The sequence below is a fragment of the Georgenia ruanii genome (assembly GCF_009193175.1).
GTDB lineage: Bacteria > Actinomycetota > Actinomycetes > Actinomycetales > Actinomycetaceae > Georgenia > Georgenia ruanii.
Genome location: NZ_VUKE01000021.1, coordinates 1 through 20,571 on the forward strand (window position 1 = coordinate 1; position 20,571 = coordinate 20,571).

Genomic DNA, 20,571 nt, shown 5'->3' on the forward strand with positions numbered 1-20,571 from the left:
CCACCGTCACGTACGGCATCCCGGCGACCGTGCTGACCGACAACGGGCTCGTCTACACCACCCGGTCCCTGGGCGCCCGCAACGCCTTCCAGCGCCTGCTCATCGCCCTGGGGGTCCATCAGAAGAACGGCGCCCCGCACCACCCCCAGACCCAGGGCAAGGTCGAACGCTTCCAGCAGACCCTCAAGAAGCACCTCGCCACCCGCGAGCGTGCCACCACGCTCGAGCAACTGCAGGCCCAGCTCGACGCCTTCGTCGCCTACTACAACCACACCCGCCCCCACCGGGCCCTGGAGCACACCACCCCCGCGGCCGCCTACGCCGCCACCCCCAGGGCCGTCCCGCTCGGCTCGCCGCACGGACGCGACAACAGAGTCCGCACCGACCGCATCGACGCCTTCGGCAAGGTGACCCTGCGCCACAGCGGGCGCCTCTACAAGATCGGCGTCGGCCGCCCCCACGCCCGCACCGCCGTCGTGATGGTCATCCAGGACCTGCACATCACCATCGCCGCGGCCGCCACCGGCGAGATCCTCCGCCAGCTCACCCTCCACACCAGCCGCACCTACCAGCCCCAGACAACGACAAAGCCCGAACCCTCAAACTGAGGGTTCGGGCTGTCGCGGATGTCTTGCGACATCACAACGTCGGGCTGGCGGGATTTGAACCCACGACCCCTTGACCCCCAGTCAAGTGCGCTACCAAGCTGCGCCACAGCCCGTTGCCCGCCGAAGCGGACTCCGAAAGGTTACCCCAGCGCACCCGGTGGGACCGAATCCGTCCGCCTGTGACGGTCGCCTCATCCGCCCCGGGAACCCGCAAGACCTACTTGTCGGCCGCCGTGTCGGCGTCCTCCTCGCCCTCGAAGGTGCTGCTCTCGCCGGCACCGAGGCCGGCGCCCGTCGCCGGGTTCGGCACGCCGCCGTCCTCCTTGACGTGCCGGCCGTGCTTGCGCGGCTCCTCGCCGCCCGGGCGTTGGCCTCGCTGGTCCTGCTCGCTCACAGTCGCTCCTCCTGGTCGACGAATTCCCAGTCTGGGACCGGCCGCCGGAGGCGGCAACGCCAACCAGCGCAGCGGAACCCGATGTCGCTACGCCGGCGCACCCGCGACCCGCTGCAGCCGCCGCAGCTCCGCCCCTGTCACACCCAGCGCCGCGACCGCCAGCAGCAGCCCGGCGGAGGCCAACCACGGCTCCACCCGGTAGAGCGCCACCTGGGTGACGAGCAGCGTCACCAGCACCGCCCCACGCAGCCAGCGGAAGGCGCCGTACCGGTCCGTCGGCAGCAGCAGCCACCCGCGCGCCGCGACGACGAGCGTCAGCGCCGTCGCTCCCAGCACCCCGGCCTCGACCCAGCCCGGCGACGTCTGCCCCTGGGCGCGGTGCACCATGAGCGTGGCCGGCGCCCCGGCGAGCAGCACGAGGAGCAGCGCGCCGGTCAGCGCCGTCGTCCACCGCCGGCGCACCACGCCGCGCATCAGCGCCCGCAGCCGCTGCCGGGCGGCGTCGACGGGGTCGAGGACCTCTTCCTCGTCGTCGGGGATGGCGCGCAGGAGCGCGGCCGTCTCCGCCCAGCCGCGCGCGCCCCGCCCGCGCGCGAGCAGGCCCTCCGCGACGGCGCGGCGCCGCTGGCTCAGCCCGCCGACGAGGCCGGAGACCGCGTGGTCGGCGGCCGCGGCGAGGTGCTCGCGGCGGTGGTGCGCGCGCCGGCCGTGCAGCACGTCCGCCCAGACCGTGAGCAGCACGAGGGTGACGTACATGATCATCGGCGCGGGCGCGTAGAAGTAGTCGTTGTCCTGGGTGAGGAACTTGCCCACCTCGTCGATGAACAGGCCGAAGCCGATGCCGCCGATGAACGCCACGAGCGGGCGCACGACCGGCCCGGCGAAGGACAGCGCGAGCACGACCGCCACCGCCAGGAGCAGTCCGCCCCACAGCACGTGGGCGACGTGCAGCCCGCCGCCGCCCACCTGCGGGAAACCGGCCAGCTGGAGGAACGCGCGGGTGACCACCACGGTGAGCACCGCGGTGACCACGAACCCGGTGACGTGCGCCGTCGCCTCGGGGTCCCGCGGCAGCCCCCACCGCAGCAGCCGTCCGGGGCGCTCGGGCGCGCGCCCCCGCTGCGAGGGGGCGCGCTGTGCGCGATCGTGCTCGCGCCCCCGCTGATCGGGCTCCTGCCCCCGCCGAGCACGCGACTGGCCCGGCCGCCCGCGCACAGTCCCCTCGGGGGCGGCGGCCACCGGCCGCTCCCCCGCCGCGCGGCGCCGGGGCCTGGGCATCAGCGCCGCCGCTTCTCCCGCACCCGCACGCTGATCTCGATCGGGGAGCCGGCGAACCCGAAGCTCTGCCGCAGCCGGTTCTCGATGAACCGCCGGTACCCCGCCTCGATGAACCCGGTGGCGAAGATGACGAACCGCGGCGGGCGGTTGGAGACCTGGGTGGCGAAGAGGATGCGCGGCTGCTTCCCGCCGCGCACCGGGTGGGGGTGGGCCGCCGTCAGCTCGCCCAGGAAGGCGTTGAGCCGCCCGGTGGGGATGCGGGTGTCCCACGAGTCCAGCGCCGTCTCCAGCGCCCGGACCAGCCGGTTGGTGTGCCAGCCGGTCTTGGCCGAGAAGTTGACCCGCGGCGCCCACTGCACCTGGACCAGGTCCAGCTCGATCTCGCGCTCGAGGAAGGGCCGGCGGTCCTCGTCCATGAGGTCCCACTTGTTGTAGGCGATGATCAGCGCCCGGCCGGAGTCGATGACCTGCTGGACGACCCGGGTGTCCTGCTCGGTCATCGGCACCGAGGCGTCGACGAGGACGACGGCGACCTCGGCCTTCTCCAGCGCGGCCTGGGTGCGCAACGAGGCGTAGAAGTCCGCCCCGGAGGTCTGGTGCACCCGGCGGCGGATCCCGGCGGTGTCGACGAACCACCACGGCTTGCCGCCGAGCTCGATGAGCTCGTCGACCGGGTCGCGGGTGGTCCCGGCAGTCTCGTGCACGACGACGCGCTCGGTCCCGGCGAGCATGTTGAGCAGCGAGGACTTGCCCACGTTGGGCCGGCCGACCAGCGCCACCCGGCGCGGCCCGCCCTCGGGGAGCTTGCCGGCGACGGCGGAGACCTCGGGCAGCACGGCCATGGCGGCGTCGAGCACGTCGCCCGAGCCGCGCCCGTGCAGCGCGGAGACCGGGTAGGGCTCGCCCAGGCCCAGCGACCACAGCATGGCCGCGTCGGCCTCCTGCATCGGGGAGTCGACCTTGTTCGCCACCAGCACCACCGGCTTGCCCGAGCGGCGCAGCAGGCGCACCACGCGCTCGTCGGTGTCGGTGGGCCCGACGGTGGCGTCGACGACGAACATCACCGCGTCGGCGAGCTCGACGGCCGCCTCGGCCTGCTCGGCCACCCGGGCGTCGATGCCGGCGACGTCGACCTCCCAGCCGCCGGTGTCGACGAGGGTGAAGTGGCGCCCGGCCCACTCCGCCGGGTAGCTGACCCGGTCGCGGGTGACGCCGGGGGTGTCCTGGACGACGGCCTCGCGCCGGCCGAGGATGCGGTTGACCAGGGTCGACTTGCCCACGTTGGGCCGGCCGACGACGGCGAGGACGGGCAGCCCGGCCCGCCCCCCCGGCGCCTCGGCAACCTCGGCGCCCTCGAGGACGGCGAGGTCCTCCTCCTCCAGGACGTAGTCGGCCAGGCCGGCACGCAGCGCCTCGGCGCGGCGGTTCTCCTCGGCCTCCTCCGCGGCGATCTGCTCGGCGGTGCGCAGGTCCTCCGCCTCGGCGGGGTCGGCCAGGTGCGGCTCGCGCGCGGGATCGGTGCTCATAAGTCTCATTCTTCCTTGTCGGTGGCCGTGGGGCCGACCGGGTCCTGGGCGGAGGCCGGCAGCGACACCCCGGTGAGGGCGACGGCGGCGGCGACGTGGGCCGCGAGCCCGGCGCCGATGCCGTCCATGGCGCGGGCCAGGCGCTCGCGCCGGCTGGCGCCGTCGGGCAGCGCGAGGTCGAGCGGCTTGCCGAGGACGACGTGGAGCTTCGCGCGCGGCGGGGGGACGTAGCCGCGCCGGTCGCCGGTGCGGCGGGTGCCCAGGACCGCGGCGGGCACGACCGGGGCGCCGGAGTTGACCGCGAGCCAGGCGACGCCGGCGCGGACCTCGGCGACGTCGCCGCGCCCGCGGGTGCCCTCGGGGAAGATGCCGACGACGCGGCCCTCGTCGAGCAGCGCCCTGCCAACGGCCAGCGCGGCCCGGCCCGAGGCGCGGTCCACCGGGATCTGCCCGGCCCAGGTCATGAGGAAGCCGATCGTGGAGTCGAAGAACTCCTGCTTGACGAGCACGTGGGAGCCGCGCGGCAGGGCGCCGTGCAGCACCGGCCCGTCGACGATGCCGGTGTGGTTGGAGGCGATGATCACCGGGCCGGTGGCCGGGACGTTCTCGGCGCCGTGCACGGTGGTGTTCCACCAGACGTGGTCGAGCACCCAGCCGACGCGCCGGGACCACGTCGGCCCCCAGCGGTAGATGTCCTCCGGGCGCACCCGCTGCCCGCGGGTCGCGCCCGCGGCGTCCGCGCCCATCAGCGCGCCCCGCTCACCGCGCGGACGACGCCGAGCACCGCGCGGAAGGTGCCCTCGACGTCGAACGCCGAGGTGTCCACGGTGGTGACGCCGTCGGCGGCGGTCATGAAGGTCGAGACGGTGGAGTCCTGCGCGTCGCGGCGCACCACCTCGTCGCGGGTGGCGGCGATGGCGGCGGCGTCGGCGCTGCCGTGGCGCTCCCGGGCGCGGCGGGCCAGGCGGGCGGCCTCGTCGGCGGTGAGGAGGATGCGCACGTCGGCGTCGGGGGCGACGACGGTGGTGATGTCGCGGCCCTCGGCGACGATGCCGCGCCCGGCCGAGCGGGCGCCCGGGGCGCCGGACGCCTCGGCGTCGATCTCGGCGCGCTGGCGGCGGCACAGCTCGGCGCGCACGGCGAGGTTGGTGGCGACGGTGGACACGACGGCGGTCAGCGCCGCCTCCCGGATGGCGGCGGTGATGTCGGTCCCGGCGCACACCACCCGCGGGTCGGCGGGGTCGGTGACCATCTGCAGCGGCATGGCCTCGACGGCGGCGGCGACCCGGTCGGTGTCGCTCAGGTCGACGCCCTCGTGCTGGCACCACCAGGTGGCGGCGCGATACATGGCCCCGGTGTCCAGGTAGGCCAGCTCGAGCTCGGCGGCCAGGCGCTTGGAGACGGTGGACTTGCCGGTCCCCGAGGGCCCGTCGATCGCCACCACGAGCCCGCGCCCGTCGGGCCTGCCTGCCTGCTCCACCGTGTCCTCCTCAGAAAGTGTGATGAGACGTCGCCCGGTGCGCGCGACGTCGATGAGCGCGTGAGGCGTCAGCTCCTGCGCGCGCCGTGGATTCGTGCCCGGCCCGCTGACCTCCCGCCGGCGGTGGCGCGCTCGCGGGCGGTGGCGCGCTCGCGCGGCCTCAAGCCTCGGCCCGCCCGCCGGCCACCAGGCGCCAGCCGCGCCGGTCGAGCTCGGCCTCCAGCCGGGTCGCGGCGGCGGGGTCGACGGACAGGATCGCCAGGCCCACCGGCTGCCCGGCGGAGTGCTCCAGGTGCAGGTCCTCGATGTTGACCCCGGCCTCGCCCACCTCGCCGAAGAGCCGGCCGAGCTCGCCGGGCTGGTCGGGCACGAGCACGCTGACCTCGGCGTAGCGCCGGGGCGCCCCGCCGTGCTTGCCGGGGATGCGCGCGACGCCGGTGTTGCCGGCCGCGACGACCCGGGCGAGCGGCCCGGCCGCCCCCTCGGTGAGCGGCCCGTCCGCGGCGGCCCGCCGCAGGGCGGCCAGGGCGGTGTCGACGTCGTCGCGCAGCGCCTGCAGCGCCCGGGCCACCGGCCCGGCGTTGCCCACGAGGATCGCGGCCCACAGCTGCGGGTCGGAGGCGGCGATGCGGGTGACGTCGCGCAGCCCCTGCCCGGCCAGGCCCAGTGCCGTCTCCGGGGCCTCGCGCAGCCGCGCGGCCACCATCGAGGCGGCGAGCTGGGGCAGGTGGGAGACGAGGGCCACGGCGTCGTCGTGCTCCTGGGCGCCGAGGGTGGTGGGGGCGGCGCCGACGTCGACGGCGAGCGAGCGCACCGTCAGGACGGCGTCCGGCGTCGAGCGCGGGCCCGGGACGATCACCCAGGGGCGGCCGACGAACAGGTCGGCGTCCGCGGCGGCGGCGCCGGACCGCTCGCGGCCGGCCATCGGGTGGGAGCCGACGTACCGGGCGGCGTCGTCCCCGCCGTGGCGCTCGACGTAGGCGGCCACCCGGGCCTTGACCGAGGCGACGTCGGTGACGACGGCGCCGGGGTGGGCGCGCAGCTGGGCCAGCACGGTGGGGCCGGCGACGTCGGGCGGGGTCGCGACGACGACGAGGCGGGGCGCCGGGCTCTCCGCGGTGACCGGGCGCCCGGCGCCTATGTCGCGGCCGAGGGCGACGGCCGACGGCGAGACGTCCTCGAGCTGGACGTCGACGCCGGCGGCGCTCAGCGCCAGGCCGAGGCTCGCGCCGAGGAGCCCGGTGCCGACCACCCGGACCGGGCCGACCGTGGCCACGGCGGGGCGAGGCATGTTCTCGGGCACCCGGGCAGACTACCGCCCGGCGCCCTCGCGCCTTGCCCGGGGGTGGCGTCGCGGCGCGTGACGTGCCCCGCACCCCCATCCCCCGGGAGGAGATGTCGCCTCGGGCCTCAGGGGCTCAGGGGCTCAGGCGCTGAGGGGCTCAGAGGCCGACCTCGCGCATGAGCTGGCCGAGCTCGGCGCCCGCGATCACCCGGGTGCGGCCGGGCTTGAGGGTGCCGAGCCGGACCGGCCCGATGCGGGTGCGCACCAGCCGCGTGACCGGGTGGCCGACGGCGTCCATGAGCCGGCGCACGATCCGGTTGCGCCCCTCGTGCAGCACGACCTCCACCAGCGAGGCGTCCGCCGTCGTCTCCTTGACCGTGAAGGAGTCCACCCGGACCGGCCCGTCGTCGAGCTCGACGCCCTGCTTGAGCTTCTGCCCCAGCGACCGCGGCACGCGGCCCTCGACGGTGGCCAGGTAGGTCTTGAGCACCTCGTAGGAGGGGTGCGCGAGACGGTGGGCCAGCTCGCCGTCGTTCGTCAGCAGGATCAGGCCCTCGGTGTCGGCGTCGAGGCGCCCGACGTGGAAGAGCCGCTCGGGCCGGTCGGCGACGAACTGGGCCAGGCTGGGGCGGCCGCGGTCGTCGTCCATGGTGGAGACCACGCCGCGGGGCTTGTTGAGCGCGAGGGTGACGATGGAGTCGTCGAGCTGCACGCGCAGCCCGTCGACGTGGATGACGGCGCGGGTCGGGTCGACCCGCACGCCCAGCTCGCGCACCACCTGCCCGTCCACGGTCACCCGCCCGGCGGCGATGATCTCCTCGCAGGCCCGCCGCGATCCCAGGCCGGCCCCGGCGAGCACCTTCTGCAGTCGCACGCCGCTCGGGTCGTGCACGTCCGTGTCGTTGTTCATCGCATCTCTCCGTCGACGTCGTCCAGCGCGTCCACCTCCGGCAGGTAGGGCGCCAGCGGGGGCAGGTCTGCCAGGGAGTCCAGGCCCATCCGCTCCAGGAAGTACGAGGACGTGCGATACAGCATCGCACCGCCCTCGGGGTCGTGGCCCGCCTCCTCCACCAGGCCCCGGGCCACCAGGGTGCGCACGACGCCGTCGACGTTGACCCCGCGGATGGCGGCGATGCGTCCGCGGGAGACGGGCTGGCGGTAGGCGATGACGGCGAGGGTCTCCAGGGAGGCCTGGGTGAGGCGGGCGGTCTGCCCGTCGAGCACGAAGCGGCCGACGACGTCGGCGTGGGCGGGGCTGGAGTAGACCCGCCAGCCGCCGCTGACCTGGCGCAGCTCGAAGCCGCGGGCCCGGGCGCCGCGCTCGCCGCGATACTCCGCGGCCAGCTCCTCGAGCAGCTCGACGACCTGCCCGGTGGGCAGCCCCAGGATCGAGGCGAGCTGGGCGGCCGGGACCGGCTCGTCGACCACCATGAGGACCGCCTCGAGGGCGGCCAGGTGGGTCTCGGGCAGGGCGTCGTCGGGGACGGGCTCGTATTCGGTGTCGCTCATGCGGGGTCCTCGGCGGGCTCGGTGGGGGCGAACGGCGCGGCGACGGTGGTGGCCGGGGCGATGGCGGGCGCCGGGGCGGCGGCGTCGGCCGGGGCGGCAGCGGCCCTGGCGCCGGCGTCGGCCGGGGCTGCGTCGTCGTCGTACTCGTCCCCCACGGCCACCTCGCCCTCCTCGGCGCCCGACCAGCGGATGGTCAGCTCCCCCAGCGGCTCGGGCTGGTCGAAGGAGACCGCCCGCTCGCGGAACAGCTCCAGCAGCGCCAGGAAGCGCGCGACCACCACCGCGGTGGACGTCGCGTCGGCGGTGAGCGCGCGGAAGGTGCTGGCGCGCAGCCGGCGCAGCCGCTCGACGAGGACCGCGGCCTGCTCGCGCACCGGCACGACCGGGTCGTGCACGTGGGCGATGTCGACCTGGGGCGCGCCGGGCTTGGGCGCGAGGGCGCCGGCGGCCAGCCTGGCGAGCTCGTCGGGCCCGACCTGCATGACGAGCTCGGGCAGCAGCGCCGCCAGGTGGGGTTCGAGCGGCACGCTGCGCGGGTAGCTCTTGCCCTGCGCGGCCCACCGTTCCTCGAGGTGCTCGGCGACCTCCTTGTAGGCCCGGTACTGCAGCAGCCGGGCGAAGAGCAGGTCGCGGGCCTCGAGCAGCTCGAGGTCGTCCTCGTCGTCGACCGTGCCGCGCGGCAGCAGGCGGGCGGCCTTGAGGTCGAGCAGGGTCGCAGCGATGACGAGGAACTCGCTCGCCTGCCCCAGGTCCCACTCGCTCTGGGCGGAGATGTGGGCGATGAACTCGTCGGTCACCTGCGCCAGCGCCACCTCGGTGATGTCGAGGCGGTGCTTGGCGATGAGGGAGAGCAGGAGGTCGAACGGTCCGGAGAAGTTCTCCAGCTGGAGCTCGAAGGCGCGGGCACCGGTGGGGGCGGGCGCCGTCGTCGTCGCGTCAGGCCGCGTCGCCACGGGCGATGAGCTCGCGGGCGAGGCGGCGGTACGCCTCGGCGCCGGCGTGCGTCGGCGCGTAGGTGGTGATCGGCTCGTTGGCGACGGAGGCGTCGGGGAACTTCACGGTGCGGGAGATCATCGTGGTGTAGACCTTCTCGCCGAAGGCCTCGCGCACCCGCTCGATGACCTCGCGGGAGTGCAGGGTGCGCAGGTCGACCATGGTGGCGAGGATGCCGTCGATGCGCAGGCGCGGGTTGATGCGGTCCTGGACCTTCTCGATGGTCTCGACGAGCAGCGCGACGCCGCGCAGCGCGAAGAACTCGGCCTCGAGCGGGATGATCACGCCGTGCGCGGCGGCCAGCGCGTTGACGGTGAGCAGGCCGAGGGAGGGCTGGCAGTCGATGAGGATGACGTCGTAGTCGTCCTGGACCGGCCGCAGCACCCGGGCGAGGGCCTGCTCGCGGGCCACCTCGTTGACCAGCTGGACCTCGGCGGCGGACAGGTCGATGTTGGCGGGCACGACGTCGAGCCCCTCGACCTCGGTGTGCTCGATGATCTCGCGCACGTCCGAGCGGGGGGTCATGAGCAGGGTGTAGATCGTCTCGTCGAGCTCGTGGGCGTTGATGCCCAGCCCGGCGGACGCCGCGCCCTGGGGGTCGAAGTCGACGATGAGGGTGCGCCGGCCGTACTCGGCCAGCGCGGCGGCGAGGTTGATCGTCGAGGTGGTCTTGCCCACCCCGCCCTTCTGGTTCGCCATGGCGATGATCCGGGCGGGCCCGTGGGTGCGGAGCGGGGCGGGCACCGGGAAGTCCTCGGCCGCGCCGTCGGGGCTCGCGCCCGTTGCGGTCTGGGAGATCAGTCCTGGTTGCTCGATGCTCACCCCGCCACGGTAGTCGACGCTTCGGGGGCTCCCGGGCCAAAAACGCCCGCGCGTCGTCAGACGGCGACCAGGCCGCTTCCCTCGCCCGCCGGAGCGGGGACGGGCCGCGAACCAGCGCACACCGGCCTCGACCCAGCACCGGCGGGCCGCGAACCAGCCGACACCCGGCATGCCCCAGCACCGTTGCGCGAGCCAGCAGCGCAGAACCAGCTAGTCGCCGCCGAACTGCTGTCTTGGGCCGCGAATCCGCTGAGTCACGGAGGACACCGCTGCGCCGAGGCACGAAACCGCCGAATCGATGCCTCCGCGTTCGCCGGCGCCCCTTCCGCCGGGCGCCCTGGTGGCCTAGCGTCGCCACACCCGTATGTGGGGCACATGTTCTCAGGGCACGCGATGGGAGGTGCTGTGGCTCCGAGCGACGTCTCCACCGTGAAGCGGCGCCTGGTGGGCGTCGATGCGACCCGCGGCCTGGCGCTGGTGGGCATCATGTCGATGCACACCCTCCCCACCACCGACGCCGCCGGCCACGTGACCTGGACGGCCGCCCTGGCCGGTGGGCGCATGGCCGCCACCTTCGCTCTGCTGGCCGGGGTCGGCATCGCCTTCCTGAGCGGCAGGCGCCCGGTGCCGCCGCCCGAACGGCGGGGCGTGGCGGCGGCCCTCGCCACGCGGGCGCTGCTCATCGGCGGCATCGGGCTGGCGCTCGGCTTCGCGGACCCCGACAACATCGAGGTGATCCTCCCCTACTACGGACTGCTGTTCCTGCTCGCCATCCCCCTCACGTACCTGTCCACCCGGGCGGTGGCCGTCACCGGCGCGGTCGTGGCCGTGGGGGTGCCGGTGCTCAGCCACGTCGCTCGCTCCCACCTGCCGCCGTTCTCCGGGGCCAACCCCACGTTCGCGCACCTGGTGGGCGATCCCGTCGGCCAGGTGATCGAGCTGCTGCTGACCGGGGCCTACCCGGTGCTGAGCTGGATGACCTATATCTGCGCGGGCCTGGTGGTCGGCCGGCTCCCGCTGTCCTCCCCCCGGGTGGCCGCCCGTCTCCTCGGCTGGGGGCTGGGGCTGGCACTGATCGGGACCCTCGTCTCGAGAGTGGCGCTCGGGCCGCTGGGCGGCCGGCACGCCCTGTATGCCGCGGCGGCAGCGTCCGGCCTGCCCGGCAGCGACGTGTCCTACATGCTCAACGTGGAGGCGGACGGCACCACGCCGACCTCGACGTGGTGGTGGCTGGTCACCGACGCCGCCCACACCAACACCCCGGTGAACCTGCTGCACTCCACCGGGGTGGCCGTCGCCCTCCTGGGCGCCTTCCTGCTGCTCACCGATCGCGTGGCGCCGCGCGGCGCCGCCGTCCGGGCCGGGGTCGGGGTGCTCGCCGCCGCGGGCAGCATGACCCTGACACTCTACAGCGCGCACGTGGTCGCCACGAACGCCCTGGGCGCGACGGATCTCGACCCCGCCGTCGACTACCTCGGGCAGGTGGCCGTCGCCCTCCTCTTCGCCCTCGTCTGGCGCCGCAGGGTCGGGCAGGGCCCGCTCGAGGCCCAGGTCAGCCGGGCCGCGCGCGCCGCGCGGCGGGCGGTCGCCCCGCCTGTGCGCCTGGCATCGGGGGGACCGAACGGGCCATAGCGGGCGGAGGCAGGCACCGACCGGGCCGTAGCGAGCGCCGACGGGTTAGCCGCGGGCGCGGGGGTGGGCCGCGGCGTAGACCTCCCGCATCGTCTGGACCGTCACCTGGGTGTAGATCTGCGTGGTGGTCACCGACGCGTGCCCGAGCAGCTCCTGGACCACGCGGACGTCCGCGCCGCCGGCGAGCAGGTGGGTCGCGAAGGAGTGGCGCAGCGTGTGCGGGGAGATCCGCTGGTCCAGCCCGGCGCGCCCGGCCGCCTGCTGGAGCACCGCCCACGCGCTCTGCCGGCTCAGCGGGTTGCCTCGCGTGTTGAGGAACACCAGCGGCGTGCCGCGCCCGGCACGCGCCAACGCCGGCCGGGCCCGCACCAGGTACGCCTCGAGCGCCTCGACGGCGTAGTGGCCCGCCGGCACCACCCGCTCCTTGCGGCCCTTGCCGAACAGCCGCAGCGTGGCGACGTCGCCGTCGAGGGCGAGGTCGTCGACGGCGAGGCCCACCGCCTCGCTGATGCGCGCCCCTGTGCCGTAGAGCACCTCGAGCAGCGCCCGGTCGCGCAGCGGCACCGGCCCCTCCCCCAGCGATGCCGCCTCCAGCAGCCGCTCGACCTCCTCGACGCTGATCGCCTTGGGCAGCCGCTTGCCCGCCGCGGGCGGGCGGACGGCGGCGCTGGGGTCCTCGGCGGTGGTCCCCTCCTCGAGGGCGAACTTGTGCCAGCCGCGCACCGCCGTCACCGCCCGCCCGGCGGAGGAGGCGGCGAGCGCGCTGCGCCCGTCCGCGCCCGTGCGGATGACCTCGACGTAACCGGCGACGTCGGCCTCGCGCACCTCGCCCAACGCGTGCACGCCGCGGGTGGCGAGGTAGGCGGTGTAGCGCTCGAGGTCGCGGCGGTAGGCGGCGACGGTGTGCTCGCTCATGCCGCGCTCGACGGTGAGGTGGGCGAGGTAGTCGGCGAGCGCGCGGCCGAGCGTTCCGGCGCCCGCCTGGGCCTGCGCCGCCGCAGCGTCGGCGCCCGCCTGGGCCTGCGCCGGCGCGGCGCCGGCCCGGGGCTGCGCCGTCACGGCGCCGCCGTCCTCACGCCCGCCCTCACCGCACGCCAACCAGGGCCTAGTACGGCAGCATGGGATCAACGGCCACGGCGACGAAGACGATCGTGAGGTACGTGATCGACCCGTGGAAGACCTTCATGGCGGCGAGCTTGCCCCGCTCCGGGTGCAGCGCCCGGCGATAGAGCCGCACGCAGATGCCCAGGAACCACGCCGCGGCGACCCCCGCGGCGGCGGTGTAGACCCAGCCCATCCCGGCCACGGGCACCAGCGCCAGGGTGGCGGCCACCATGGCGACGGCGTAGGCCAGGATGTGCCGGGCCACCCGGACGTCGTCGGCCACCACGGGGAGCATGGGCACCCCGGCGCGGGCGTAGTCCTTCTTGAACTTCATCGACAGCGGCCAGTAGTGCGGCGGCGTCCAGAAGAAGATGACGAGGAAGAGGATCAGGGCCGCCCAGTCCAGCGACCCGGTCACCGCGGACCAGCCGATGAGCACCGGCATGCACCCGGCCGCGCCGCCCCAGACGATGTTCTGCGCCGTCCGCCGCTTGAGGACGAGCGTGTAGAAGACCACGTAGAGCAGGATCGCGGCCAGCGTGAGCCCGGCGGCGACGGCGTTGACGAGCACCGCGAACCAGGCGATGGACACCACCCCGAGGACTGTGGCAAACACCACGCCCTGCCGGTCGGTGAGCTCGCCGGTCACCAGCGGCCGCTGCTTGGTGCGGTTCATCAGCCGGTCGATGTCCCGGTCGATGTACATGTTGAACGCGTTGGCCGACCCCGCGGCGAACGCGCCGCCCACCAGGGTCAGCAGCGTCAGCCAGGTGCCCGGCCAGCCGCCCGCGGCGACGATCATCGTCGGGACGGTGGTGATGAGCAGCAGCTCGATGATCCGGGGCTTGGTCAGCGCCAGGTAGGCCCAGAACTTCGCCCGGGCCGGCCGGGCCTGCGGGTGCAGCGGGCCGGCGGAAGCCGGAGAACCGGCGACGGGTGGTGCGCCCGCCGCGACGTCGGCACCCTGGGGCGCACCCTCGGCGTCCGCCACACGGGCGGGCCGCTCGGCGGCTGGCTGGGCACTGTGCACGCGATCCCTGCTTCCCATCTGCCCGGTCCGGGCGCGACGAGGGCGGAATATTGCTCCGCCCCTGGTGCTTCCATCGTACGTGGCCCCCCGGCGGCGCTCGTGCCGCCCCGCGGACCGTTCGCGAACGGGCCGTGAGCGGCGCAACACCTGGGGTCGGCGTTCCACCCCCACGCCGCGCCGGTAGGGTCGCAAACGTACAGACATCGGCGCCACGGGTGCTCCCGCGGGCGCCCTCACAGGCCGAGCCCCGGACCCGACGTCCGGATGAGGAATCGAGGATTTGTGAACGCAACGCCAGCCGCCACCGACCAGAGCACCGACCTGGAGTGGTCGGACCTCGACCAGCGCGCGGTCGACACCGTCCGGGTGCTCGCCGCCGACGCGGTCCAGACGGTCGGCAACGGCCACCCCGGCACCGCGATGTCGCTCGCGCCCGCCGCCTACCTGCTGTACCAGAAGGTCATGCGGCTGGACCCCGCGGACGAGCACTGGCTCGGTCGTGACCGCTTCGTCCTCTCCGCCGGCCACTCCTCCCTCACCCAGTACATCCAGCTCTACCTCGCCGGGATCGGCCTGGAGCTGGAGGACCTGCAGGCGCTGCGCACCTGGGGCTCGAAGACCCCCGGTCACCCGGAGTACCGCCACACCACCGGCGTGGAGATCACCACCGGCCCGCTGGGCCAGGGCATCGCCTCCTCCGTCGGCATGGCCATGGCCGCCCGCCGCGAGCGGGGCCTGCTCGACCCCGACGCCGCCCCCGGCACCAGCCCGTTCGACCACCACATCTTCGTCATCGCCTCCGACGGCGACCTCGAGGAGGGCGTGAGCGGCGAGGCGTCCTCCCTCGCCGGCACCCAGCGGCTGGGCAACCTCGTCGTCATCTATGACGACAACCACATCTCGATCGAGGACGACACCAACGTCGCCTTCACCGAGGACGTGCTCGGCCGCTACGCCGCGTACGGCTGGCACACCCAGCGCGTGGACTGGACCCACGGCGGCACCGAGTACGCCGAGGACGTCCCGGCGCTCTGGAACGCCATCCAGGCCGCCAAGGCGGAGACCGGCCGCCCGTCCATCATCGCGCTGCGCACCATCATCGGCTGGCCCGCCCCGACCAAGCAGAACACCGGCGCCGTTCACGGCTCGGCGCTCGGCGCCGACGAGGTCGCGGCCGTCAAGAAGGTCCTCGGCTTCGACCCCGAGAAGTCCTTCGAGGTCGCCGACGACGTCATCGCCCATACCAGGGGCAACGCCACCGCCCGCGCCGCGGCCGCCCACGAGCCCTGGGACGCCGCCTACGCCGCCTGGCGCGAGCAGCACCCCGACACCGCAGCGCTGCTCGACCGTCTCCAGGCCCACACCCTGCCCGAGGGCTGGGAGGCCGACCTGCCCGCCTTCGAGGCGGGCAAGGCCGTGAGCACCCGCAAGGCCTCCGGCGAGGTCCTCTCCGCCCTGGCCGGCACCCTGCCCGAGCTGTGGGGCGGCTCCGCCGACCTGGCCGGCTCGAACAACACCACGATGAAGGGCGAGCCGTCCTTCCTGCCCGAGGACCGCGCCACCAAGATGTTCCCGGGCAACCCCTACGGCCGCACGCTGCACTTCGGCGTCCGCGAGCACGCCATGGGGTCGATCCTCAACGGCATCGTGCTGCACGGGCTGACCCGCCCCTACGGTGGGACGTTCCTCACCTTCTCCGACTACATGCGCCCCGCGGTGCGTCTGGCCGCCCTCATGGGCATCCCGTCGACGTTCGTGTGGACGCACGACTCCATCGGCCTGGGCGAGGACGGCCCGACCCACCAGCCGGTCGAGCACCTCTCCGCCCTGCGCGCCATCCCCGGCCTCGACGTCGTCCGCCCGGCCGACGCCGCCGAGGTCGCCTGGGCCTGGCGCGGCATCCTCGAGCGCACCGACCGCCCGGCCGGCATCGTCCTGACCCGCCAGGACGTGCCCAACCCCGAGCGCGGCGAGGGCGCGGCCACCGCCGAGACCCTGGCCAGCGCCGAGGGCACGCTGCGCGGGGCCTACGTCCTCGCCGAGGCCGAGGGCGGCACCCCCGACGTCATCCTCATGGGCACCGGCTCGGAGGTGCAGCTGGCCCTGGCGGCCCGCGAGCAGCTCGCCGCCGAGGGCATCCACGCCCGCGTGGTGTCCGTGCCCAGCCAGGAGTGGTTCGCCGAGCAGGACGCCGCCTACCGCGAGGAGGTGCTGCCCGCGGCGGTGCGCGCCCGCGTCTCCGTCGAGGCCGGCATCGCCATGAGCTGGCGCCACCTGGTCGGCGACGCCGGCCGCTCGGTCTCCCTCGAGCACTACGGCGCCTCGGCCGACTACAAGGTGATCTACGAGAAGTTCGGGATCACCGCCGACGCCGTCGCCGCCGCCGCGAAGGAGTCCATCGCGGCCGCCAAGGGCGACGCCGCGCCGTCCGGCACGACCACCCCCACCACGGCAGGCACGGGCGACCTGCCCAAGTGACCGCGGCGGTCACGCCCACCACACCTCACCATCACGGAGTCTGGAGCACACAACATGACCGAGAGCACGACTGACCGACTGGGCGAGCTGAGCAGCCAGGGCGTTTCCATCTGGCTCGACGACCTCTCCCGCGGCCGGCTCAACGACGGCGGCCTCGCCGACCTCATCCGGACCAAGCACGTGGTGGGCGTGACCACCAACCCGACGATCTTCGCCGGCGCCCTGGCCAAGGCCCACGACTACGACGAGCAGGTGGCCACCCTCGCGGCCGCCGGCACCAGCCTGGACGACGCGGTGCTCACCATCACCACCGACGACGTCCGCTCCGCCGCCGACCTGTTCGCCGACGTCTACCGCGCCACCGACGGGCAGGACGGGCGGGTGTCGATCGAGGTCGACCCGCGCCTGGCCAAGCAGACCGACGCCACCATCGAGCAGGCCCGCCTGCTGTGGCACACGGTCGACCGGCCCAACACCATGGTGAAGATCCCGGCGACCCTCGAGGGGCTGCCCGCCATCACCAAGGCCATCAGCGAGGGCATCAGCGTCAACGTCACGCTGATCTTCTCCCTGGACCGCTACCGCGCCGTCGCCAACGCCTACCTCGACGGCCTCGAGCAGGCCCAGCGCGCCGGCATCGACCTGAGCACCGTCCGCTCGGTGGCGTCCTTCTTCGTCTCCCGGGTGGACACCGAGATCGACAAGCGCCTCGACGCCATCGGCACCGAGGAGGCCGCGGCCCTCAAGGGCAAGGCCGGCGTCGCCAACGCCCGCCTCGCCTTCGAGGCCTTCGAGGAGATCTTCTCCACCCCGCGCTGGGAGGAGCTGGCCGCGGCCGGCGCGCACCCGCAGCGCCCGCTGTGGGCCTCCACCGGCGTGAAGGACCCGGCCTACGCGGACACGATGTACGTCGACGAGCTCGTGGTCGACGGCGTCGTCAACACCATGCCGGAGAAGACCATGAAGGCGGCCGCCGACCACGCGAACCTGCGCGGCGACACCGTCCACGGCACCTACGACGACGCCCGCGGCGTGCTCGACGAGCTCGAGCGGCTCGGGGTCTCCTACACCGACGTCACCGACGTGCTGGAGGCCGAGGGCGTCGAGAAGTTCGAGAAGAGCTGGGCCGAGCTCCTCGACACCGTCACCGCCGCCCTCGACCGTGCGGGGCAGGCGGTCGCGAAGTGAGCGCCCCCGCCGCCACGGTGGCGTGGGCGGGGCCGGACGGCGGTGCCCTCATCGAGGTCACCGCCACCGGCGACGCCGCCCACGCCGTCGCGGCGCACGTGCCGGGCCTGGTGGCCGAGCGGGTCGCGAGCCGGCTCGCCGCCCAGGACCCCACCCTGTGGGGTCCGGCCGCCGAGGCCGAGGCGCGGGTCCGCCTGGCCTGGACGGGCCTGCACGAGACCTCCCGGCCGCTGCTCGCGCGGCTGGCCGCCCTGCGGGCCGAGCTGGCCGCCGAGGGGATCGACCGGGTGGTCCTGGCCGGGATGGGCGGGTCCTCCCTGGCGCCGGAGGTGCTCGCCGGCACCGCCGGCGCCCAGCTGACGGTGCTCGACTCCACCGACCCCGACCAGGTCCACCGCGCCCTGGAGGGCGACCTGCGCGCCACCGTGCTCGTGGTCTCCTCGAAGTCGGGGACGACGGTGGAGACCGACTCCCAGCGCCGCACCATCGAGGCGGCGTTCACCGCCGCCGGGCTGGACGCGGCCCGCCACGTCGTCGTCGTCACCGACCCGGGCTCCCCGCTCGAGGCGGCGGCGACCGCCGCCGGCTACCGCGCCGTCTTCACCGCCGACCCGCACGTGGGCGGCCGGTTCTCGGCGCTGACCGCGTTCGGGCTGGTGCCCGCGGCGCTGGCCGGGGTCGACGTCGAGCAGGTGCTCGACGACGCCGCCGCCGTCGCCCCGTTCTTCGCCGAGGACTCCGACGCCAACCCCGCGCTCGTCCTCGGCGCGGCCCTGGGCGGCACCGCCCCGCTGCGCGGCAAGGTCGTCATCCGTGACGCCGGCTCGGGACTGTTCCACCTCGGGGACTGGGCCGAGCAGCTGCTCGCGGAGTCGACCGGCAAGGACGGCACCGGCCTGCTGCCGGTCGTCGTCGGCGCCGACGCCCCCGAGCTCGCCGCGCCCGCCGCGGACGTGCTGCCCGTGGTGCTCGTCCCGCTGACCGACGAGACGGACGAGGGCGGGGAGGACGCCGCGGGCGCCGCGCGCACCGAGGTCACCGTCGGCGGCACGCTCGGCGGCACCCTGCTGCTGTGGGAGCACGCGGTGGCCGTGGCCGGGCGCCTGCTCGGCATCGACCCCTTCGACCAGCCCGACGTCGAGTCCGCCAAGGCGGCCGCCCGCGGCCTGCTCGAGCAGACCCCGGCGCCCGAGCCGCCGGCGTTCACCGACTCCGGCGTGGAGGTCCGCGGCCCCGCGGACCTGCTGGCCGGCGCCACCACGGTGGCCGAGGCGGTCGGGAACCTCCTGGGCCGGCTCGGCCCGGACGGCTACCTCGCCGTCATGGCCTACCTCGACCGGGAGGGCCGGGCCGGTGACACCCTCGCCGGGGTGCGCGCCGCCCTCGCCGCCCGCACCCGCCGGCCGGTCACCTTCGGCTGGGGCCCGCGGTTCCTGCACTCCACCGGGCAGCTGCACAAGGGCGGCCCGGCGGTCGGCGCCTTCCTGCAGCTGACCGGGACCGCCCGGCACCAGGTGCAGATCCCCGGCCGCGACTTCGACTTCGCCACCCTCATCTCCGCCCAGGCCGCGGGCGACGCCGCCGTGCTCACCGAGCGCGGGCGCCCCGTGCTGCGCCTGCACGTGACCAACGCTGACGCGCTCGCCTGGCTGGCGGGCGTCCTGGAAGGGCCTGCAGCATGACCACCATCCGCACCACCACCCCCGCCGTCGGCAACCCGCTGCGCGACCCGCGCGACCGCCGGCTGCCCCGCATCGCCGGCCCGTCCGGCCTGGTGATCTTCGGGATCACCGGCGACCTGGCCCGCCGCAAGCTCATGCCGGCGATCTACGACCTGGCCAACCGCGGGCTGCTGCCGCCGTCGTTCGCGCTGACCGGCTTCGGCCGCCGGCACTGGAGCACGGACGACTTCGCCCAGGTGGTCCACGACGCCGTCAGCGAGCACTCCCGCACCCCGTTCAACGAGCGCACCTGGAACCAGCTGGCGTCCGGGTTCCGGTTCGTCCAGGGCGAGTTCGACGACGACGCCGCGTTCGACCGGCTCGCCCAGACCGTCCACGAGCTCGACACCGAGCGCGGCACCGGCGGCAACCACGCCTTCTACCTGTCCGTGCCGCCGGACTCCTTCCCGGTGGTGCTGCGCCAGCTGGCCCGCTCGGGCCTGTCCGGCCGCGACGCGACCGGGTGGCGCCGGGTGGTCATCGAGAAGCCGTTCGGGCACGACCTGGCCTCCGCGCAGGACCTGGACAAGGTGGTCTCGGAGGTGTTCCCGCCCGACTCCGTCTTCCGGATCGACCACTACCTCGGCAAGGAGACCGTCCAGAACATCCTGGCGCTGCGCTTCGCCAACCAGATGTTCGAGCCGGTGTGGAACGCCCACTACGTCGACCACGTCCAGATCACCATGGCCGAGGACATCGGCATCGGCACCCGGGCCGGGTACTACGACGGGATCGGCGCCGCCCGCGACGTCATCCAGAACCACCTGCTCCAGCTGCTCGCGCTGACCGCCATGGAGGAGCCGGTCTCCTTCGGCCCCGAGGCGCTGCGCGCCGAGAAGGAGAAGGTGCTCTCCGCCGTCAAGCTCCCCGAGGATCTGTCCCTGCACACCGCGCGGGGCCAGTACGCCGCCGGGTGGCAGGGCGGGGTGCAGGTGCGCGGCTACCTCGACGAGGACGGCATCCCGCCGACCTCGATCACCGAGACCTACGCCGCCATGCGCCTCGACGTCGACACCCGCCGCTGGGCCGGGGTGCCGTTCTACCTGCGGGCCGGCAAGCGGCTGGGCCGGCGGGTGACGGAGATCGCCGTCGTCTTCAAGCGGGCGCCGCACCTGCCCTTCGACAGCACCGCCACCCAGGAGCTCGGGCAGAACGCCCTGGTGATCCGGGTCCAGCCGGACGAGGGCGTGACGATCCGGTTCGGCTCGAAGGTGCCGGGCACCGCCATGGAGGTCCGGGACGTCACGATGGACTTCGGGTACGGCCACGCCTTCACCGAGAACTCCCCCGAGGCCTACGAGCGGCTCATCCTCGACGTGCTGCTCGGCGACCCGCCGCTGTTCCCGCGCCAGAAGGAGGTCGAGCTCTCCTGGCAGATCCTCGACCCGATCATCGACCACTGGTCGCGCAGCGGGCAGCCGGAGCCGTACGCGCCCGGCTCGTGGGGCCCCGCGGGCGGCGACGACATGCTCGCGATCGACGGCCGCACCTGGCGGCGGCCGTGACCCGCCCCGCCCCCGTGC

At 74.7% G+C, this 20,571-nt stretch carries 18 protein-coding genes and 1 tRNA gene; 6 read left to right on the forward strand and 13 right to left on the reverse strand.

Features of this window, described 5'->3' with window-relative positions:
- On the forward strand, positions 1-608 hold a 608-nt coding region (locus GD880_RS17205), incomplete at its 5' end, for an integrase core domain-containing protein (protein WP_152232845.1).
- 39 nt (positions 609-647) lie between these two features.
- On the opposite strand, the gene GD880_RS17210 is transcribed toward GD880_RS17205, so the two are convergent.
- The 11 genes from GD880_RS17210 to GD880_RS17255 all read right to left on the reverse strand — a co-directional run bounded on the left by GD880_RS17210 (position 648) and on the right by GD880_RS17255 (position 9,889).
- A tRNA-Pro gene (locus tag GD880_RS17210) sits at positions 648-721 on the reverse strand.
- Positions 722-825: 104 nt separating this feature from the next.
- Complete coding sequence (locus GD880_RS20485; protein WP_193314587.1) at positions 826-1,002, reverse strand: hypothetical protein; 177 nt, start codon at positions 1,000-1,002, stop codon at positions 826-828.
- Positions 1,003-1,089: 87 nt separating this feature from the next.
- On the reverse strand, positions 1,090-2,280 hold the full coding sequence (locus GD880_RS17215) for a hypothetical protein (RefSeq protein WP_226909782.1): 1,191 nt from the start codon (positions 2,278-2,280) through the stop codon (positions 1,090-1,092).
- Complete coding sequence (gene der, locus GD880_RS17220) at positions 2,280-3,815, reverse strand: ribosome biogenesis GTPase Der (RefSeq protein ID WP_193314588.1); 1,536 nt, start codon at positions 3,813-3,815, stop codon at positions 2,280-2,282. Before der ends, GD880_RS17215 begins: the two co-directional genes overlap by 1 nt.
- Positions 3,812-4,552: a lysophospholipid acyltransferase family protein gene (locus tag GD880_RS17225; protein ID WP_152232847.1), complete on the reverse strand. Its 741-nt coding sequence runs from the start codon at positions 4,550-4,552 to the stop codon at positions 3,812-3,814. Before GD880_RS17225 ends, der begins: the two co-directional genes overlap by 4 nt.
- Positions 4,552-5,286 (reverse strand): (d)CMP kinase, encoded by a 735-nt coding sequence (cmk, locus tag GD880_RS17230; RefSeq protein ID WP_152232848.1) that lies wholly within the window; start codon positions 5,284-5,286, stop codon positions 4,552-4,554. Before cmk ends, GD880_RS17225 begins: the two co-directional genes overlap by 1 nt.
- A gap of 160 nt (positions 5,287-5,446) precedes the next feature.
- A complete protein-coding gene (locus GD880_RS17235; RefSeq protein WP_152232900.1) occupies positions 5,447-6,577 on the reverse strand; it encodes a prephenate dehydrogenase in 1,131 nt (376 codons plus the stop codon).
- Positions 6,578-6,728: 151 nt separating this feature from the next.
- The gene (locus GD880_RS17240; RefSeq protein ID WP_152232849.1) at positions 6,729-7,481 is read right to left on the reverse strand and encodes a pseudouridine synthase; all 753 of its coding nucleotides are present in this window, start codon (positions 7,479-7,481) and stop codon (positions 6,729-6,731) included.
- Positions 7,478-8,080, reverse strand: a complete 603-nt coding sequence (gene scpB / locus GD880_RS17245) for an SMC-Scp complex subunit ScpB (protein WP_152232850.1) — start codon at positions 8,078-8,080, stop codon at positions 7,478-7,480. Before scpB ends, GD880_RS17240 begins: the two co-directional genes overlap by 4 nt.
- A complete protein-coding gene (locus GD880_RS17250) occupies positions 8,077-9,033 on the reverse strand; it encodes a segregation and condensation protein A (RefSeq protein ID WP_152232851.1) in 957 nt (318 codons plus the stop codon). The genes scpB and GD880_RS17250 overlap by 4 nt, the downstream gene beginning before the upstream one ends.
- Positions 9,017-9,889, reverse strand: coding sequence for a ParA family protein (locus GD880_RS17255; RefSeq protein WP_452176753.1), 873 nt, complete (start codon positions 9,887-9,889; stop codon positions 9,017-9,019). Before GD880_RS17255 ends, GD880_RS17250 begins: the two co-directional genes overlap by 17 nt.
- A 411-nt stretch (positions 9,890-10,300) precedes the next feature.
- On the opposite strand from GD880_RS17255, the gene GD880_RS17260 reads away from it, so the two are divergent.
- Complete coding sequence (locus GD880_RS17260; RefSeq protein ID WP_226909783.1) at positions 10,301-11,527, forward strand: heparan-alpha-glucosaminide N-acetyltransferase domain-containing protein; 1,227 nt, start codon at positions 10,301-10,303, stop codon at positions 11,525-11,527.
- 45 nt (positions 11,528-11,572) lie between these two features.
- On the opposite strand, the gene xerD is transcribed toward GD880_RS17260, so the two are convergent.
- Both xerD and GD880_RS17270 read right to left on the reverse strand, forming a co-directional pair.
- The gene (gene xerD / locus GD880_RS17265) at positions 11,573-12,586 is read right to left on the reverse strand and encodes a site-specific tyrosine recombinase XerD (protein ID WP_152232852.1); all 1,014 of its coding nucleotides are present in this window, start codon (positions 12,584-12,586) and stop codon (positions 11,573-11,575) included.
- Positions 12,587-12,632: 46 nt separating this feature from the next.
- The gene (locus GD880_RS17270; RefSeq protein WP_226909788.1) at positions 12,633-13,535 is read right to left on the reverse strand and encodes a heme o synthase; all 903 of its coding nucleotides are present in this window, start codon (positions 13,533-13,535) and stop codon (positions 12,633-12,635) included.
- A gap of 390 nt (positions 13,536-13,925) precedes the next feature.
- Here GD880_RS17270 and tkt point away from each other — a divergent pair, with 390 nt between their 5' ends.
- Genes tkt through zwf form a run of 4 tightly spaced genes read left to right on the forward strand, consistent with a single transcriptional unit; the run spans position 13,926 to position 20,553 of the window.
- Positions 13,926-16,139 (forward strand): transketolase, encoded by a 2,214-nt coding sequence (tkt, locus tag GD880_RS17275; RefSeq protein WP_152232854.1) that lies wholly within the window; start codon positions 13,926-13,928, stop codon positions 16,137-16,139.
- Between the two features lie 54 nt (positions 16,140-16,193).
- A complete protein-coding gene (tal, locus tag GD880_RS17280; protein WP_152232855.1) occupies positions 16,194-17,327 on the forward strand; it encodes a transaldolase in 1,134 nt (377 codons plus the stop codon).
- Positions 17,324-19,009 carry a glucose-6-phosphate isomerase gene (locus GD880_RS17285; protein ID WP_405002761.1) on the forward strand — a complete coding sequence of 562 codons (1,686 nt, stop codon included), beginning with the start codon at positions 17,324-17,326 and terminating at the stop codon, positions 19,007-19,009. Before tal ends, GD880_RS17285 begins: the two co-directional genes overlap by 4 nt.
- Positions 19,006-20,553 carry a glucose-6-phosphate dehydrogenase gene (gene zwf / locus GD880_RS17290; protein WP_152232856.1) on the forward strand — a complete coding sequence of 516 codons (1,548 nt, stop codon included), beginning with the start codon at positions 19,006-19,008 and terminating at the stop codon, positions 20,551-20,553. The genes GD880_RS17285 and zwf overlap by 4 nt, the downstream gene beginning before the upstream one ends.
- Positions 20,554-20,571 lie beyond the last annotated feature (18 nt).